Annotated in this window: 16 protein-coding genes, 1 tRNA gene and 1 pseudogene; 7 read left to right on the forward strand and 11 right to left on the reverse strand. The window is 62.2% G+C overall.

The window, feature by feature from the left end; translation table 11 throughout:
- Positions 1–146: 146 nt before the first annotated feature.
- From LDZ23_RS06255 to LDZ23_RS06265, 3 genes are all read right to left on the reverse strand, one after another.
- Entirely contained in the window at positions 147–1349 is a 1203-nt protein-coding gene (locus tag LDZ23_RS06255; RefSeq protein WP_034473597.1) for a tetratricopeptide repeat protein, read from the reverse strand.
- 124 nt (positions 1350–1473) lie between these two features.
- On the reverse strand, positions 1474–2154 hold the full coding sequence (locus LDZ23_RS06260; protein WP_034473631.1) for a PspA/IM30 family protein: 681 nt from the start codon (positions 2152–2154) through the stop codon (positions 1474–1476).
- A 219-nt stretch (positions 2155–2373) separates the two neighbouring features.
- Positions 2374–2781, reverse strand: a complete 408-nt coding sequence (locus tag LDZ23_RS06265; protein WP_008349975.1) for a plasmid mobilization protein — start codon at positions 2779–2781, stop codon at positions 2374–2376.
- Positions 2782–3276: 495 nt separating this feature from the next.
- On the opposite strand from LDZ23_RS06265, the gene LDZ23_RS06270 reads away from it, so the two are divergent.
- Positions 3277–5826 carry a penicillin-binding protein 1A gene (locus LDZ23_RS06270; RefSeq protein ID WP_244808038.1) on the forward strand — a complete coding sequence of 850 codons (2550 nt, stop codon included), beginning with the start codon at positions 3277–3279 and terminating at the stop codon, positions 5824–5826.
- A gap of 60 nt (positions 5827–5886) precedes the next feature.
- Here LDZ23_RS06270 and LDZ23_RS06275 read toward each other — a convergent pair whose 3' ends face one another.
- From LDZ23_RS06275 to LDZ23_RS06285, 3 genes are all read right to left on the reverse strand, one after another.
- Entirely contained in the window at positions 5887–6318 is a 432-nt protein-coding gene (locus tag LDZ23_RS06275; RefSeq protein WP_008349971.1) for a copper chaperone PCu(A)C, read from the reverse strand.
- A 7-nt stretch (positions 6319–6325) separates the two neighbouring features.
- A complete protein-coding gene (locus LDZ23_RS06280) occupies positions 6326–6688 on the reverse strand; it encodes a copper resistance CopC family protein (RefSeq protein WP_008349969.1) in 363 nt (120 codons plus the stop codon).
- A 71-nt stretch (positions 6689–6759) separates the two neighbouring features.
- Entirely contained in the window at positions 6760–7140 is a 381-nt protein-coding gene (locus LDZ23_RS06285) for a DUF2946 domain-containing protein (protein ID WP_034473600.1), read from the reverse strand.
- A 147-nt stretch (positions 7141–7287) separates the two neighbouring features.
- Between LDZ23_RS06285 and LDZ23_RS06290 the strand changes: the two genes are divergently transcribed.
- Positions 7288–7364 (forward strand) — tRNA-Met (locus tag LDZ23_RS06290).
- A gap of 271 nt (positions 7365–7635) precedes the next feature.
- Here the strand turns inward: LDZ23_RS06290 and tssE are convergent.
- From tssE to tssC, 4 genes are all read right to left on the reverse strand, one after another.
- Positions 7636–8064 carry a type VI secretion system baseplate subunit TssE gene (gene tssE, locus LDZ23_RS06295; protein ID WP_244808114.1) on the reverse strand — a complete coding sequence of 143 codons (429 nt, stop codon included), beginning with the start codon at positions 8062–8064 and terminating at the stop codon, positions 7636–7638.
- A 36-nt stretch (positions 8065–8100) separates the two neighbouring features.
- Positions 8101–8760 (reverse strand): DotU/TssL family secretion system protein, encoded by a 660-nt coding sequence (locus LDZ23_RS06300; RefSeq protein WP_244808039.1) that lies wholly within the window; start codon positions 8758–8760, stop codon positions 8101–8103.
- A 5-nt stretch (positions 8761–8765) separates the two neighbouring features.
- Entirely contained in the window at positions 8766–10112 is a 1347-nt protein-coding gene (tssK, locus tag LDZ23_RS06305; protein ID WP_175980007.1) for a type VI secretion system baseplate subunit TssK, read from the reverse strand.
- Positions 10113–10176: 64 nt separating this feature from the next.
- Complete coding sequence (tssC, locus tag LDZ23_RS06310) at positions 10177–11565, reverse strand: type VI secretion system contractile sheath large subunit (protein ID WP_280519314.1); 1389 nt, start codon at positions 11563–11565, stop codon at positions 10177–10179.
- A 411-nt stretch (positions 11566–11976) separates the two neighbouring features.
- Between tssC and LDZ23_RS06315 the strand changes: the two genes are divergently transcribed.
- The 5 genes and pseudogenes from LDZ23_RS06315 to LDZ23_RS06335 all read left to right on the forward strand — a co-directional run bounded on the left by LDZ23_RS06315 (position 11977) and on the right by LDZ23_RS06335 (position 14998).
- Positions 11977–12456: a contractile injection system protein, VgrG/Pvc8 family gene (locus LDZ23_RS06315; RefSeq protein WP_244808115.1), complete on the forward strand. Its 480-nt coding sequence runs from the start codon at positions 11977–11979 to the stop codon at positions 12454–12456.
- Positions 12447–12638 (forward strand): annotated as a pseudogene (locus tag LDZ23_RS06320) (type VI secretion system baseplate subunit TssF); the annotation flags it as partial. The gene LDZ23_RS06315 and the pseudogene LDZ23_RS06320, both read left to right, overlap by 10 nt.
- 139 nt (positions 12639–12777) lie before the next feature.
- Positions 12778–13536: a type VI secretion system lipoprotein TssJ gene (tssJ, locus tag LDZ23_RS06325; protein ID WP_425306896.1), complete on the forward strand. Its 759-nt coding sequence runs from the start codon at positions 12778–12780 to the stop codon at positions 13534–13536.
- Between the two features lie 607 nt (positions 13537–14143).
- Complete coding sequence (locus tag LDZ23_RS06330) at positions 14144–14641, forward strand: heme-degrading domain-containing protein (protein WP_034473617.1); 498 nt, start codon at positions 14144–14146, stop codon at positions 14639–14641.
- An 18-nt stretch (positions 14642–14659) separates the two neighbouring features.
- Positions 14660–14998 carry a DMT family transporter gene (locus tag LDZ23_RS06335; RefSeq protein WP_008349954.1) on the forward strand — a complete coding sequence of 113 codons (339 nt, stop codon included), beginning with the start codon at positions 14660–14662 and terminating at the stop codon, positions 14996–14998.
- 6 nt (positions 14999–15004) lie between these two features.
- On the opposite strand, the gene LDZ23_RS06340 is transcribed toward LDZ23_RS06335, so the two are convergent.
- Positions 15005–15343 carry a hypothetical protein gene (locus tag LDZ23_RS06340; RefSeq protein ID WP_008349952.1) on the reverse strand — a complete coding sequence of 113 codons (339 nt, stop codon included), beginning with the start codon at positions 15341–15343 and terminating at the stop codon, positions 15005–15007.
- Positions 15344–15612 lie beyond the last annotated feature (269 nt).

Here is a 15612-nt window from a genome sequence, read left to right on the forward strand (position 1 = left end):
GAGCGCATCTGGGAATTCATCGTCGGCTTCTTCAAGTTTCTCTGGGGCCTGCTGCGCTTTCTCGGCGGCGGTTGATGCGCTGATCTTCACGACGAAACCAAAAGGGCTCCGCGAAACGGAGCCCTTGTTTTTCGTACGCGAGCAGATCAGGAATCGCGCCAGCTGTCGTCGTTGCTGCCGAGGTCGAGGTTTCCGCCCCCGCCGCCATCGTTCCAGTCGTTGGAGCCGTTGCCGAAATCGAGGCCGCCGCCGTTGTCGTTGCCGAAGTCGAGACCGCCGTTATCGTTCTGCGGCGGACGATCGACGGGGACTTCGCGCTCGATCACGCGATCGCGCCCATGCGAGAGCGCCTCGCCCAGCAGCACGCCGGTAAGCAATCCGCCCATGCCGCCGCCGAACCCACCGCCGCCTTGCTGGATGATGACGGGCGGCTGCTGCCCTTGCTGCGGCGGATACGGCCCTTGCTGCGGATACTGCGGCTGGCCGCGTCCGAAACGCTCGGCTTCCTGCGCATATGGCGAGCCGTTCGGTGCGCCGGCTTGCGCATAGTTGTTCGCGTTCGGATCGGGCCGGCCTTCGGCGCGCGCCTTCAGGCTTGCAACCTGATTCTCCAGATCTTCGATCGCATACGGCGGTACCGGATTCTTCGAGTTCGACAGCGATTCGACCATCTCGCGCAACTGCGTTTCCGCGCCTTCGACGTCCTTCAGCAGCGCTTCATGGCCCGGCGCGGTGGAGAGCCGCACGTCTAGTTTGAGCGTGCGCACTTCGTTGAGCAGTTCGGTTGCGCGCTTGATCTGCGAACGGCGATCGTTCTCGGCCTGACCGTCGTCGCGTGAGCGCGCACGGCGCAAGCCCCAGCGCAGCACGAGCGCGATCGCCGCGATCAGGATCGCCAAACCGATCCACGCGCCCATGCCGATGCCGTGCGTCTGCGGCGCGGGCGCGGCTTGTTGCTGATTGAAGGGATTCTGTGCGCTCGACGTAGTCGCGCCGTTGTCCGATCGCGGCGAGATGCTCGCGCGCGTCGCGTCGGCCTGAATGCGGGCCTGCGTGGCCGCGAAGCGCGACGGATCGGTGAAGCTCAATGCGGGATCGAGCGATTTCGCTTGTTGCAGATGCGAAAGGGCGTCGCTGTAACGGCCTTCGCGGTCGAGAACCTGCGCGTAGAGATAATGCGCGTGCGCGTTCTTCGGATGCGCCTCAAGCACTTCGCTCAGTTGCGAGTCGGCCTTTTGCCAGTTGCCCTGCGTCATCGACTGCTCGACCTGCTGCGCGGTCGGCAACGCGAACGCGAGCGGGGATGCGAGCGACAGCGACAACGCCAGAGCCGTCAAGAACTTTTTCATGATGCGGGCCGGACGCGATGAACGTCCGTCTCCTGTCGATGCAATCGTGTACTGCTCAAGGTAACGCATATTCGTGCGACGCGTGGCTTGCCCGGCGGCTCGCCACGCATGCACTCGCCAGCACTTATTGCGCCGGCGGATTCAACTGCTTCTTCAGCGCTTCGAGACGGTCTTCGACGGAAGGCCCGCGATTGAGCGCGGCGAGCTTGTCATCGAGCGCCTTGCCGGACTTCTGGTCCGCCGAATTCAGGCGCGCATCCGAGCGGGCGTTGGCGAGCTGAACCTTGTCTTCGAGCTTCTGAAAGTCCTCCGAAAGATTCTTTCCGCCAATGCCGCCCAGCGCCGTCGCCGCGGTGTCCTTCGCCTGCGCGATCTGCTGCTTCGCCTGAAGGATGTTCGAGCGCGCGTTCAGATCGTTGCGGCGCTGACGCATGTCCGTGATCTGCTGCTTCAGATGATCGACCGAAGGCACCAGCGTCTGCAGTTCCGCGGCGAGCGCGTCGCGTTCGGTTTCGGCGTTCGCCTGCGCCGCGAGGGCTTCGCGCGCGAGGCTTTCATCGCCGGACTGCAGCGCGCGCTTCGCGCCGTCTTCGTACTTCTTCGCCTTGTCGGCGGCGGCGTCGCGCTTGCTTTGCTGCGTCGCGACCTGCGCTTCGATCTCGATGAGCGAGTTTTCCGCCTTCGCGATGCTGTCGTCGAGTTCGCGCACGATCTGGCGAGCGTCGCGCGAAGGGTCCTGCATGGTGTCGGCGGCGTCGTTCAAGAGGCCTTTGACCGTGCGCGTGATGGAATCGAAAAGCGACATGTATTTCTCCTGGAGGAAGACGGCGGCGTTCACTCGATCCACGCGCCGCGCGGCTCGAATGTGAGGCGCAATGCGCGGGATTGCAAGCGCACGCGAGCTTCGCGTGCACGCCGGGTTTACCCGCTCATTAGATCATGCCGCGGCTTAACCGGGACTTAACGGAAGGTTAAGGAGTGTAACGGCGCGCCTTGCCGGAAAAGGCAGGCAGGGCGCCGGTGGCTAGCGCTCGGTGTGCGTGTCGTCGGTCAGCGAGGCGTCGTCGCCCTCATCGGCGTCATGCTCGAGTGCGTCTTCGGATGCGGGGGGCTCGGGATGCGCCTGCGCAAGCGTGCGCGCCTGCGCTGCGCGTTTGGTCGCGCTTGCGGCGGCATCGCGGGCTTCGCGTGCGGCGGCTTTCGCAGCGACGCTCTTCAGCGCGGCGTTGAGCGCATCGGGCGCTTTGGGCGCGCGCAGCCGATCGACGATGCCCGCGACCTTGATCTGCTCGCTCGTCGCGTTGAAGTTCAGCACGGCGCGCCGCATGAGCTCGCTCACGCTGATGCCGAGGGAGTCCGCTGTATTGCTGATGGCCAGCTTCTGCGCGGGAGTCACGAAAACAACGATGCGTTCGCTGGGTTTGGTCGTCATGGGCGGCTCACAAACAGTAAGGCGATCGTAACCGGACTAAGGGGACGACCGCGGCTTCGGTTCATCAAACTGCACGACATCGTTATTGCAGGCTCGCGAGAGCCGTTTCGGGAACCCGCGATCCATTCATCCATCATATCGGTTTGCGCGCGGCCGTGCGTGTGAATGGCCTCGCATCACACGCGATGAGCGTTGCGCAAAAACGGCGCGCGATCAACGACTTGTGCATTTTCTCATACGGTTGTCCACAAGGCTCTCAACACTTTCTGTGGGTAACACAACATTGGCGCGCATCTGGCGGGCTCGCGGCAATTTACTTACAAAAAAATCCTGCGCATTTTGTGGTGGCCCGCGCGAATTCTTTAAAATGCGCTGTTACCTCCGGCCGGATCCGGCCTGCACATTCGCTCGTCCCGTCTTGGCAGTCGCGTCGTTTTTCGGCGCATCGCAGCGCGGCAGCGGGCGCGCTTCATGGCGCGCCGAACGAACCCAGTCATGCCTATCATCAAACGACCCGACTCATCGAATTCCTCGCGCTACGATCGCGAACCCCGCTGGAACGACTCACGCAACGACTCACGCAATGACTCGGGCGGCCGCGACGGCGGCGGGCGCAACGGCGGTGGCGGCCGCAATGACCGCAACGATCGCAATGACCGCGGCGGCCGGGGCCGCTCTCCGCTCGCACGCATCGCGCTCTGGTTCGCGGGACTCGCGGCCATCGGCGTGGTGATCGGCGCGCTCATCGTCGGTTATGCGCTCGTCGTCATGGGGCCGAATCTGCCGTCGCTCAATGCGCTCATCGACTATCGTCCGAAGGTGCCGCTGCGCGTCTATACGGCCGATCACGTGCTGATCGGCGAGTTCGGCGAGGAGCGCCGCAGCCTCGTGCGCTTTCAGGACATTCCCGATCAGATGAAGAAGGCGGTGCTCGCAATCGAGGATTACCGCTTCTACGATCACGGCGGCGTCGACTTCGTCGGCATCCTGCGCGCGGGCGTGACCGATCTGATGCACGGCGGCGCATCGCAAGGCGCGAGCACGATCACGATGCAGGTCGCGCGCAACTTCTTCCTGTCGAGCGAGAAAACCTATACGCGCAAGATCTACGAGATGCTGCTCGCGTACAAGATCGAGAGCGCGCTCACGAAGGATCAGATTCTCGAGCTGTACATGAACCAGATCTATCTGGGCGAGCGCGCGTACGGTTTTTCGGCTGCTGCGCGCGTGTATTTCGGCAAGGACCTGAAGGACATCACGCTTGCCGAAGCGGCGATGCTCGCGGGCCTGCCGAAAGCGCCGTCGGCGTATAACCCGGTCGTCAATCCGAAGCGCGCGAAGGTGCGTCAGCAGTACATCCTGAAGCGCATGCTCGATCTGAACTTCATCACGCGCGAACAGTTCGCTCAGGCGAGCGCCGAGGAAATTCACACGAAGTCCTCGGGCACCGAATACGGCGTGCATGCGGAATACGTCGCGGAAATGGTCCGGCAGATGATGTACGCCCAATACAAGGAAGAGACCTACACGCGCGGCCTCACGGTGACGACGACCATCGATTCCGCCGATCAGGACGCCGCGTATAAAGCCGTGCGCAAGGGCGTGATGGACTATGAGCGCCGGCATGGCTATCGCGGGCCGGAGGGCAATGTCAATCTGCCGTCGAACGCGGATGACCGCGCCGAGGCGATCGAAGACGCGCTCGTCGATCATCCGGACAACGGCGAGCTCGTCGCGGCGGTGGTCACGGCCGCGAGCCCGAAGCAGGTGAGCGCACAGTTCGTCGGCGGCGATACTGCGACGATCGCGGGCGACGGCCTGCGCTTCGTGGCGGCGGCGCTGCGCAACAACGCATCGAAGGCGCTCGCGATCAAGCCGGGCTCGATCGTGCGTCTCACGAAGGACGGCAAGGGCAACTGGCAGATCACGCAGTTGCCGCAGGTCGAAGGCGCACTGGTTTCGATGACGCCGCAGGACGGCGCGATCCGCGCGCTCGTCGGCGGCTTCGACTTCAACAAGAACAAGTTCAATCACGTTACGCAGGCATGGCGTCAGCCGGGTTCAAGCTTCAAGCCGTTCATCTATTCGGCGGCGCTCGACAAGGGTCTCGGACCGGCGACCATCATCAACGACGCGCCGCTGTATTTTCCCGCGGCGGGCGGCGGCGATGCGTGGGAGCCGAAGGACGATGACCAGCCCGACGGCCCGATGTCGATGCGCGTCGGCCTGCAGAAGTCGAAGAACCTCGTGTCGATCCGCATCCTCTCGTATATCGGCACGGGCTACGCGCAGGACTTCGTCACGCAGAAGTTCGGCTTCGACAAGGACAAGACGCCGCCTTATCTGCCGCTCGCGCTCGGCGCGGGTCTCGTCACGCCGTTGCAGTTGAGCGGTGCGTACTCGGTGTTCGCGAACGGCGGCTATCGCATTAATCCGTATCTGATCGCCGAGGTCGCCGATGCGCGCGGCACCGTGATCTCGCGCGCCAATCCGCTGATCGCGGGGAGCAACGCGCCGCAGACGCTCGAGCCGCGCAACGCGTACATCATGAACAGCCTGCTGCATACCGTCGCGACGCAGGGCACGGGCTCGGGCACCAACGTGTTGAAGCGCAACGATCTGCAAGGCAAGACCGGCACGACCAACGACGCAAAGGATGGCTGGTTCGCGGGCTATCAGAAGCAGCTCGTCGCGGTCGCGTGGATGGGCTACGACCAGCCGAAGACGCTCGGCAGCCGCGAGTTCGGCGCGCAGCTCGCATTGCCGATCTGGGTCGAGTACATGGGACGCGCGCTGCGTGGCATTCCGCAGGAGCAGATGGAGCGGCCGGACGGCATCACCACGGTCGATGGCGAACTCTTTTACGCCGACCGGACGCCGGGCGCGGGATTCGTCGCGAGCATCGGGCTGGATAACGCCAATCCGATGGCGGGCGATGCCACCACGATGGGCGGCGTGGGTCCGGCGGGCATGCAGGCGCCGCCCGCGCCGCAGGTTACGACCGACGAGCGCAAGCAGATCATGGATCTGTTCAGCAAGCACTAGCGATAAAAAAACGCGCCGGACTTCACAATCCGGCGCGCTTTTCTTTGGGGGGCGCGAAACTCAGTGGCCGACCGTCGCTGCCGACTTCACGTCACAGTTCACCTTGAGCGTCGACTTGTCCGCGAACGATAGCGTGAGCGGAATCGTCGAGCCGACCTTGAGCGGCTTGCCGGGCTCTTCGAGCATCAGGTGATAGCCCTTCGGCGCGAAGTTCAAGGTGCCGTGCGCGGGGACATCGACGGAATCGACGGCCGACATCGTCGCCGTGCCGTTCTTGCTTTCCGACTTGTGCATCATCGTCATGCCGAACGCGGGCGTTTCCGCGGCCGTGAGGGTCGCGGGTTTGTCGCCGTTGTTGGCGACGGTGAAGTAGCCCGATGACGGCAGGTTCGGCGGCATCGCACGAACCCAGCAATCGCGGGCCTCGAGCGTCGCGGCCTGAGCGAACGATGCGCAGACGAGCGCGCTCGCGAGTACAGCGATTTTTTTCATTGTGTCCTCACTTGACGGTGAAGTTGTAGTGGCCTTGCGTGCGATGCCCGTCGGCCGCGAACGCGCTCCATTGGACCTTGTAGACGCCCGGCGCGAGATCGGGGAGCGCGACGCTCATGTGCTTTTTGTCGCGTGCATCGACTGTGGATTTCTCGGTGTTGACTTGCGTGCCCTGCGCATTGGTGACGATGAGCTTGCTGAAGGTCGGTTCGAGCGCTTCGCCGAAGTCGATCGCAACTTCGTGCGGGGCGCTGACGGTCGCGCCGGGGCCGGGTTGTTGCAGCTTCGGCAATGCATGCGCGAATGCGAGTTGCGCGGAGCCGATGAACGCGAGCGCGAGTGCGCTGCGCATCAACGATGATGAAAGCATGATGTGTCCTTGCGTGCCCGAAACCGATGGGGGTTCAGGCGATGAACGAAGTCTGTGTTTGCCGATGCGAATCAGGCGAAGGCGGGCGGGGCGCGCGGTTGTGCGGCGGTGAGCGATGCTCGGCGAGGCGCGTCGGTGCGATGATTTGCGACGAAGGTTTCGCGCGGCGGGAGAAGGGCGGCCGCGCGATGCGGCGATACGGTCGGCGTGGGCGCGTGCGCGATGAGATCGCAATAAGCGCAGGCCTGCAGATGATCGACGGTGTCATGCTTTTGCGGATGCGTGTCGCGCGATGACTGGGCATCGGTTGCGCACACGGACGCGAGCAACGATTCGATGCGCGCATGTTCGAGCGTTTGCGATGCGACGGGCGCGAGCGAGAGCAGCAGGATCGCGCATATCGCAGCGAACCCGCCGATCTTCCCGATGATGCCCCGACGCAAGTGATGCATGCCGATACATGGACGATGATGAACGAGCGATTATGCCATGCGCGTTTGTAGGCGCTTCGCGAGGGATGGGACGCATCGATTGATTGTTTTAGAAAATAGGGTGTTGCGGCAAAGTAAGCGATGACATATAATCTTTTCTTCGACGGACGCGGGGTGGAGCAGTCTGGCAGCTCGTCGGGCTCATAACCCGAAGGTCGTAGGTTCAAATCCTACCCCCGCAACCAATATCGGCAAGCCGTCACACCATCAAACCCGCCTTTGAGCGGGTTTTTTGTTGTCTGTCTTTTCAATGCAAATATGCCTTGTCAATCGCGCGGCCAGAACCGCGCTCGTGCGCGCCCGAGTCGCATCAAGGATCAGCGAAAGGCCTGCGGCTTCTACCACCCGTTCGCCAACTAAAGGCCTGATGCGTGCAGCGCTCGGACGCGCGATCAGAAATGAATCGCTCCTTGCGGAAGCCACGACATCGATTCGAGGGGAACCTCAGTCGAACGCTCACTCATCGAGGGCCTGCTGAAGCATCCTCAACCGCGTCCTGCCATCCGGCATGAAGTCCGTGCCGAAGCGCACAAGCCCCTCGCGTCGTAGGTGACACGCCATCGTGAAGCTCAATAGCATGCCCGGCTCGGGCTTGTTGATCTCGATGTCGATCGCCCTCAGGCGTGGCTCGTACTCGAGCAACGTCGACTCGATCTCGGTTTTCAACTTATGCGCGGAAGCCGGCAAGTGCCGGTATATCTCGGACAGATCGTCGAGCCCATACCCGGGCAAATGCGCGAGCGCCTTGCGACGGCTGTTGAGAATCCGCTGGATGTTGTCCCGCACCGAATAGAAAGTCTGCTCTTCGGGCGAGTGATCGATGATCGCCGTTCCGTCCGCGAAGTGTCCGGTGATCCGCTCGAAGAGGCCGGGTCCCGCGCGCATCATCGTTTGACCTCGTGTTTCATGCCTGCGCTCCTTTCATTGCGTCATGCGGGCAACGGACGCATCCAGCCACGCATTGATTCCAAACCAGATCAGCCCGACCACTACGCAAGCGACTGCGATGCCGGCGAGCGGAGAGATTCGCTGCGTCCACGCACGCATAATTGGCGCTTTGACGATGACGGAGCCATCATCCTTCTGCTGCCTCTGCTCGACACGAAGCTGAGCATCGATGGCCCGTCGGAGGCGAATTTTCGCGTCGTCGCCTTCGAGGGCGAGTCTCCCCGTGAAACCGAGATCCAGCACCGCGCCGAAGATCGCGAGCAGCGCAAGCACCGGCCTGGGGTCTCGCAGCCGCTCTCGGATTCGCCGCACGAGTTCTTCGCCGGCATCGTTGGTCTCGAACTTCTCCAACTGCAACGGTCGGCGTTCCCAGTCCTCGCGTTCATCGCCTCTTAGACTGTTCAAGGCCGCTTCGTCGAGCAGCGCGCACTGGGCGTATCGGGCGTCCTCGATCACGTCTTGCGGATACCCTCGTGCTTTGAGTTCGGCAGTCAGGGCATCGATTTGAGCTTTGCACGTCGTTTTCAAATCGTCCGCAGACTTCTCTATGCTTTCGTCGGCAAAATCCGCGACCGTGAGCGCCGTGTCGCGCAGCGCCACCGGCAGCAGATCGATGTCGACATTCAATGTCATGCTGTTCACGTCGGTAGCACCGCATAAAGTTCGAGCGAAACATCGGGAATTGAGGCAGGCACGTAGAACCGACACGCGCGCGCATCGATCATGCGTTTGAAAGCCGGGTGCGATGCATCGAGCGCGAAGTACTGGTTCTCGATGCGTACCGGAATCGCCGCGGGCAGACGCGCCATCGGTTTGATCGGAATGCCGGAGAGCGCCGAATTGACGATCTGTTCGACTTCATCGGGCGCGCCCGCCTTGCAGAGTCTCGGGAACTGCTCGATGAGTGCATGAGCGGGCAGCGCGGCCTGCACCGAGAGGTAGTAATCCGCATCCTCGACGAGCCGCTCGTCTTCGATCTGGCCGGTCCAGACCGTGCCGCGCACGCGCTCTAGTGCGATCGGCACCACGCGCGATGGGATGACCGTATCGAGCAAATTGCGAATGAGCGACTCCAGCTCCGCGAACACGGGCTCCGGTGCGCGATGGTCGTAGGCGGGGAGCGCCTGCAACGTCTCCGTCGTGGAGAAAGTCAGAAGCGAACCCGCCAGCCGCGAAAGCAGCGCATAGAGCCGCTCCGGATGCTGATTCGGTGCCTGCACCAGCCGCGCGAGTTCCGGCCAGGACGAGTTCACGCTGTGCAGCAGCCAGAAGAGCGAGACGTCGGCGACCGCGTAGTCGGCGATCTGGTCCGAACGTTCGCGCCGGCGCACCGCCAGGCTCGCGCTCTTCGCGCTGAGGATTTCCGACAGGCGCTTCATGCGTGTCGTCAACATCGTATGGGCCGACAAGAACAGGCACGGCGGCACGAAGGCCGCATCGAGTTCGAAGCGTCCCTGCGCATTGCGGATAAAGCGCGCAACCGGGCACGTCACGTAATCGCCGCCCGCCTCGAAATCGAACAGCAAAGAGACGGCGTGGCGTTCGACGCTGATTTCTTCCTTACCTTCGCCGTACAAATCAGCGACGTGCAGATACTCCCGCACGAACCGGCGTGGCCGGGCGGGTTTCGCCCCAGGCTCGATGCAGTTGCCGCCTTGCGCATCGACGAGCGCCACACCCGCGAGCACCGTTATCGCATCGTATTGCGAGCCGACTTCATCGAGACTGCGCGCGGCCGGGAGCCAGTCGGACGTGTCGCTGTCGATGAGCGTCCCATCGGGCAAGCGCAGTACCAGCTTGGTGAACTGCACACGATCGATGCCCAGCGCCTGTTTGTCGACTGCCACGTCGATCACGCCCCAAGGATCGGGGCTCGCCATCTCGGCGATGCGCGCGTTCGCGAACTGCTCCCACAACGCTTGTTGCTGGAAGTGCTGCGGCGTCATAAAGACGCCTTGTGCCCATAGGGGTCTCGTTATTTTCATAAGGTTGAAGGTCTTGATGTCGCCGGGAGCGCGTTTCGACACGCTTCCGCCGGATTGAACGGGTTCAATTCTTCGCCCTGGGCATCTGCGAAGTGAGCGAGAGACCGATGTCCATGCCCTCGATCTGGAAATGCGGCACGATAAAGAGCTTCATGCGAAAGAACCCCGGGTTGTCCTCGATGTCTTCCACCTCCACGCGCGCCTCGCGCAGCGGGTGCGAGGCCTGCAAGTCGTCGCCAGGCGCGGTCATTTCGGTGACGAGCGTCTTGACCCAGGTGTTGAGCTCGAGCTCCAGCAGCCGCCGGTCCTTGGTCGTACCGATGTTCTCGCGCTGGATCATCTTCAGATGATGCGCGATTCGCGAGAGCAGAAAGATGTAAGGCAAGCGGGCATTGACGCGGCTGTTGGCGCTCGCTTCCTTGGTGTCGAAGTCCTCGGGCTTCTGAACGGAGTGCGCGGAGTAGAAGCACGCGTCATCGTGATTTTGGAAATGCGACAGCGCGATCAGACCGATATGAGCGAACTCGAACTCACGCGTCTCGGGCACGAGTGCATCGGTGCGAATCTTGGCGAGATTGCCGGCGCCGAGCGCGTACAGTTGCGTGGGCAGGTTCTCGACGATCCCGCCCGCGCGCGGCCCGCGGATCTGGATGCACCAGCCGTTGCGCACGAAGCTTCGCACGAGATTGGTGGCGAAAGCGAACGACGCGTTCGCCCAGAGATATCCGGCGCGATTCGAATGGTTCACCGCCTCGGTGTAGTTGAATGAGCGCACCGGTGTCGTATCAGCACCGTACGGAAGACGCGCCAGAAAGCGCGGCAGCGTCAGACCCAGATAACGCGCATCGTCCGTCTTGCGCAGACTGTTCCATCGAAAATATTCGGCGCGTTCGAAATGGCCGCGCAGGTCGCGAATTGCGACGACATCTTCCATTGATGCCTTGCCGAAGAATTCAGGCGACACCGCGCCGATGAACGGCATGTGTGCGGCGGCGGACACTTTCGAAATGTCGCGCAACAGCGCCATATCCTGCGGGCTGCGATCGAATGCGTAGTTTGAGATCAGAGCAGCGATCGGCTGGCCCCCCGGTGTGTCGTATTCCTCGGTGTAGGTGTGTCGGAACAGGCCGCTCTGAACGACGTCGGGTGCGTCTTCGAAATCCCGCCGCAGCGTTTCCTTGTCGACGTCGAGCACTTCGATGTGCACATTCTTGCGAAAGTCTGTTTGGTCGACCAGAAACTTCAAGCCCCGCCAGGCCGCTTCGAGCCGCTGGAAGTCGGGGTGATGCAGGATCGCATCGAGTTGATCGCCGAGCCGTTGATCGACACTCGCGATCTCCATGTCGATGTGCAATTCGGATGATCGCTGCGGCGCGGAGGCAGATCGATCGGACGCGTCAATGACCGCGTGCGAAGTGAGGTGTCGAGAATCGGACGGAATATGCACCAACATGCTTGAATATGCTTTAAGCGCGGTAACGAGAGCAATCGCCCTAGAGGCGAGACCGCGTGCCGTTAATTCGATGAGGCGGCAACGTATATCACGTCCGAACGTGAGATGCTATCGCGCTTTGAGAAAGATCAGGAATACGGATAACTAAGACATTTCCCTCTTACAGATCGATTGCCAATGAGCTATGGTCCGATGCCAATGGCGCATCCATGCGAAGACTGATCACCGCTTGCTTTCTGGCAAGCATCGATAGCATTGCAGAGAAAGGAGTGTATGACCATGTCCAGCTTATTGGACGCAGCAGAGCGGATCACGAGCCTGGTGACGGGGCGTCAGTCGCAGCACCTTGAAGTGCCGAGCGCAGACAGTGCGGCGCTCCTGTCAGTGACGGCGCATCATATCTCGGAGAAGATGGGCGAGCCAGTGGTCTTGACGGTCCTCGTCTCCCACCCCCGTGCCATTTCCCGTCGCGACTATCTGAACCAGGAGGCGAGCTTTTCGCTGACCGCCGATGACGGTACCACGCGTAAGTGGTCTGGGTTCATCTCGTCATTCTCAAGAATCAAGACGACAAACGACTTCGTGAGCTATGAGATTGTTGTCAAATCTCATCTCGCGCGCCTGCAGGGCATTCGCGACACCAAAATCTATCAGCACAAGACGATCCCTCAAATCCTCGAGGCGATCTTGGTTCGTCACAAGTTCAAACCGCACCAGTACCTTTTTCGGTTGCGGGGCGTGTATCCGTTCGCGAGTACCGTCAACGACGCCTCGCTGCCGGAACTCGCGCGTTTTCTGCGTCCGCAAGGCGGGCTCATCGACACGTTCCTCGCCACGCAACTCGCGGGCGTGATCCAGTTACAGGGCGACCAATGGGTGCCGGTGGACTGATGCGCGGGGTCGAAGTGAGCGTGACACTCGACAGCACGCGCTTCGCGGGCGACGGAGATCTGGACATGTTCGGCGGCATGCTGAATCGCTTCCTTGCGCTCTACGCGACGCTGAATCTCTATACGAAGCTGGTCGTCATCTCCCAGCCGTCGGGCGCGCGCATCGAGTGGCCGGAGACGAAGCCGAAGCAAACCAGTCTGGGATTGACGACGCAACTGTTCGACCGCTCGGCCCCGACGGACGAGCCTGCGCGCACTACGCGCGTGCATCTGGGGCGCTGGGATGGCGCAGCCGAATAAATCAAGCAGGGCAGGACCGACCATGCATCACTACAACTCGAATGCTTCCATCACGGGCCGCCTGATGCGAAGCGCAACGACCGCACTCGCCACGGCCAGTCTGCTCTCGATCGCCGGCTGCGGCGCGTGGCAGGCCACGAAGGACAGCACGGTAAGCGCAGCCGAGTGGCTCTTCACCACGCAAGTCAAGTCGATGAACGTCGAACTGAACGGTCGCGCCGCGTTGAACGAGAACGCGACCGGCCAGCCGCTTTCGACGGTGGTGCGGTTCTATCAACTCAAGGATTCGAAGACCTTCGCGCAACTCGAATACGTCCAGTTGCAGAACGCCGATCTCGAACTGCTCAAGACGGATCTCGTCGCCACCAAGGACGTCGTGCTGCGCCCGGGCGCGAGCGCGAGCGTTGCCGAACCGATGCAGAAGGACGCCGAGTACGTTGGCGTAGTGGCGTTCTTCCGCTCGCCGAGCAGCAACGGCGTGTGGAAGCTGTTGATTCCGAAGAAGCAGTGGAAGGACACCGATCCGGTGAGAATCAGTGTGCAGAGCAATCTGCTCGTGCTCGAAGGTGCGGATCCGAAAGCCGTGAAACGCGATGCGCCGCAGCAGTCCGTATCGAACGCCGGGGCGGCTGCCGCGTCGGCGGCGTCGAGTGTCTCGGGAGCCGCCGCCGCGAGCAAAGCGGCGGCGCAGAGCGTCAACACGGCGACTGACGCCATCACAAGCGCCAAAGCGAGCGCAAGTTCGATCTCGACGAGCGCCGGCGGGTTGCTTTCGAAATGACAACTTTCGGAGCGCCTCTCGGAAGAGTGATCCTTAACTCGCCAACTGCATGCTCAGGCAGACGAATTCGGCTGGCCCGCTGTAGCCCGCTACGCGCGAGCATTGCAACTTCATGAAGTGAGCGATGCCGGCGCTGATTCTGAGCGATGTCGAGCCGCTGTCGAAACGTGAGCCTGATCGCATTACCGTATAACCTGATTTCGTTGCCTTGCCTGGTGAGTTTGGGCCAACCGAAACTGAGAAATGGCTTCCAACCGAGATATGGAAGTCATGAAGCAGAGCCGATTCACGGAAGAACTGATGGTCACGATGCTGCGCGAGACAAACAAGGCGTCGGTCGTAGGTGGCTGAGAAACCCGCTGTGTCCGCAATGCTCGCAGACGACACATTCGCTGTCGCGCAGGCAGCGTCCGTCGCGTTCGGTTTCTGGGGTCGCAATCAGCCTGGTCAGTCAGGCTTTTCGCATCAACGTCGTCCTCGACTTCCAAATCCCAAGTCGCATTTCCACTCCTTCACGACCAACGCAGACATCGCGCCTTCCCCCACGCGTGCGAAAATCTCCTCCACACCCACCATCTTCGCTTCAAGCACGCCAAAGGACCCGTCCATGGACATTCCCCACGTTCTGCAAGCCATCGCGCATCAGGAGCACACGCTCGTGTTCCCGCAATTTCACTCGGAACACGCGTGGCAAATCGGTTCGCAATTGCGCGAGATGGCGCTGGCGCGCGATGCGGCCATCGTCATCGATGTGCGTACCTTCGGGCGCCAGCTTTTCTACGCAGCGCTCGACAACACCACACCCGACAACGCGCGCTGGGTCGAGCGCAAGTCGCGCACCGTCGAGCATTTCCGCCGCAGTTCGTATGCGATCGGCCTCACGCTGCAACAGGCCGGCACGACGCTCGCGGACAAGTACACGCTCGATCCCAAAGCGTTCGCGACGCACGGCGGCGCATTCCCGCTGCGCGTGCAGGGCGCGGGCGTGATCGGTTCCGTCGCGGTGTCGGGACTTCCGCAGCGCGACGACCATCAGCTTGTGGTCGAAGCACTATGCGCCGTGCTCGGCCAGAACTTCGGCGACCTGTCTCTCGGACGCGACTAAAAGAGAGCCCCGACGCCGATGCGCTCAACCGCTTATGTGCTTCTCGCCATCGCGATCGTCGCCGAAGTCATCGCGACTTCCGCGCTGCGCGCCTCCGATGGCTTCACGCGCGCGCTGCCCGCCGCGATCGTCGTGGCCGGATACGGGTTGTCGTTCTATCTGCTGTCGCTGACGCTGCGCGCGTTGCCGGTCGGCATCGTGTATGCGGTGTGGTCGGGCGCGGGCATCGTGCTCATCACGCTCGTCGCGGCGCTGCTCTTCAAACAGACGCCCGATCTGCCCGCGATGCTCGGCATGGGTCTCATCGTCGCCGGCGTGGTCGTGCTCAACGCCTTCTCGAAGATGAGCGCGCATTGATGCGCTTTACTTGCAACGCACGATCATCGAACGGTTCTTGACGTTCGCGGAGACCACGTTGCTGATGCCGCCGCCGGTCGGGCCGCCTTCCTCGTTGTCCTTCGACACGATGTCGTAACCGGTCGCGCCGCATTTCTTGCCGGCGAGCACGTAGCAGCTCGCCCAGCTCGATCCGGCGTCGGCGCCGCTGCAGTTGACCGCGTAGCCGGTCTGTCCATCGGGCAGATTGATGAGCGATGCTTCGTTCGACGACGCGCACGCGCCGAGAGCCGAGATCGCGACGACAGCGCCGAGCGTCGCGACGCGTGCGGAGATACGGCGCAAGCGCCGACCGGATTCCTTCATCTTTACCTCGTGAGAGCGAATTGCGATGCGCGCCGCAGTGCCTCGAGCTTCGCGGCGAGGGCGCGTTTTTTGAGAGACGCATTGTCCCATACGCGCCTTACGCGACACGTAAGCGGTTGTTAGCGCAACCCGCGCGGGCGCGATGCTTGCGATCAAACCGTGAGAGCGCCCGTATGCGCGTCAAGCCGCCCGATGAACTATTTTCCGGATCGCGCGCCTTATTCATCTGGCGTTTCGGTTGAAATTGCCGCCGATATCGGCGAAAACCG

Source organism: Caballeronia zhejiangensis (genome assembly GCF_022879815.1).
In the GTDB taxonomy this organism is placed as follows: Bacteria; Pseudomonadota; Gammaproteobacteria; order Burkholderiales; family Burkholderiaceae; genus Caballeronia; species Caballeronia zhejiangensis.

Coding starts and splice junctions, on each gene's coding strand:
- tssJ (WP_425306896.1), top strand. CDS start 12,778: ATGCATCACTACAACTCGAATGCTTCCATCACGGGCCGCCTGATGCGA.
- LDZ23_RS06340 (WP_008349952.1), bottom strand. CDS start 15,343: ATGAAGGAATCCGGTCGGCGCTTGCGCCGTATCTCCGCACGCGTCGCG.
- tssC (WP_280519314.1), bottom strand. CDS start 11,565: ATGTTGGTGCATATTCCGTCCGATTCTCGACACCTCACTTCGCACGCG.
- LDZ23_RS06260 (WP_034473631.1), bottom strand. CDS start 2,154: ATGTCGCTTTTCGATTCCATCACGCGCACGGTCAAAGGCCTCTTGAAC.
- LDZ23_RS06285 (WP_034473600.1), bottom strand. CDS start 7,140: ATGCATCACTTGCGTCGGGGCATCATCGGGAAGATCGGCGGGTTCGCT.
- LDZ23_RS06335 (WP_008349954.1), top strand. CDS start 14,660: ATGCGCTCAACCGCTTATGTGCTTCTCGCCATCGCGATCGTCGCCGAA.
- LDZ23_RS06270 (WP_244808038.1), top strand. CDS start 3,277: ATGCCTATCATCAAACGACCCGACTCATCGAATTCCTCGCGCTACGAT.
- tssK (WP_175980007.1), bottom strand. CDS start 10,112: ATGAAAATAACGAGACCCCTATGGGCACAAGGCGTCTTTATGACGCCG.
- LDZ23_RS06315 (WP_244808115.1), top strand. CDS start 11,977: ATGGGCGAGCCAGTGGTCTTGACGGTCCTCGTCTCCCACCCCCGTGCC.
- LDZ23_RS06280 (WP_008349969.1), bottom strand. CDS start 6,688: ATGCTTTCATCATCGTTGATGCGCAGCGCACTCGCGCTCGCGTTCATC.
- tssE (WP_244808114.1), bottom strand. CDS start 8,064: ATGCGCGCGGGACCCGGCCTCTTCGAGCGGATCACCGGACACTTCGCG.
- LDZ23_RS06330 (WP_034473617.1), top strand. CDS start 14,144: ATGGACATTCCCCACGTTCTGCAAGCCATCGCGCATCAGGAGCACACG.
- LDZ23_RS06265 (WP_008349975.1), bottom strand. CDS start 2,781: ATGACGACCAAACCCAGCGAACGCATCGTTGTTTTCGTGACTCCCGCG.
- LDZ23_RS06255 (WP_034473597.1), bottom strand. CDS start 1,349: ATGAAAAAGTTCTTGACGGCTCTGGCGTTGTCGCTGTCGCTCGCATCC.
- LDZ23_RS06275 (WP_008349971.1), bottom strand. CDS start 6,318: ATGAAAAAAATCGCTGTACTCGCGAGCGCGCTCGTCTGCGCATCGTTC.
- LDZ23_RS06300 (WP_244808039.1), bottom strand. CDS start 8,760: ATGACATTGAATGTCGACATCGATCTGCTGCCGGTGGCGCTGCGCGAC.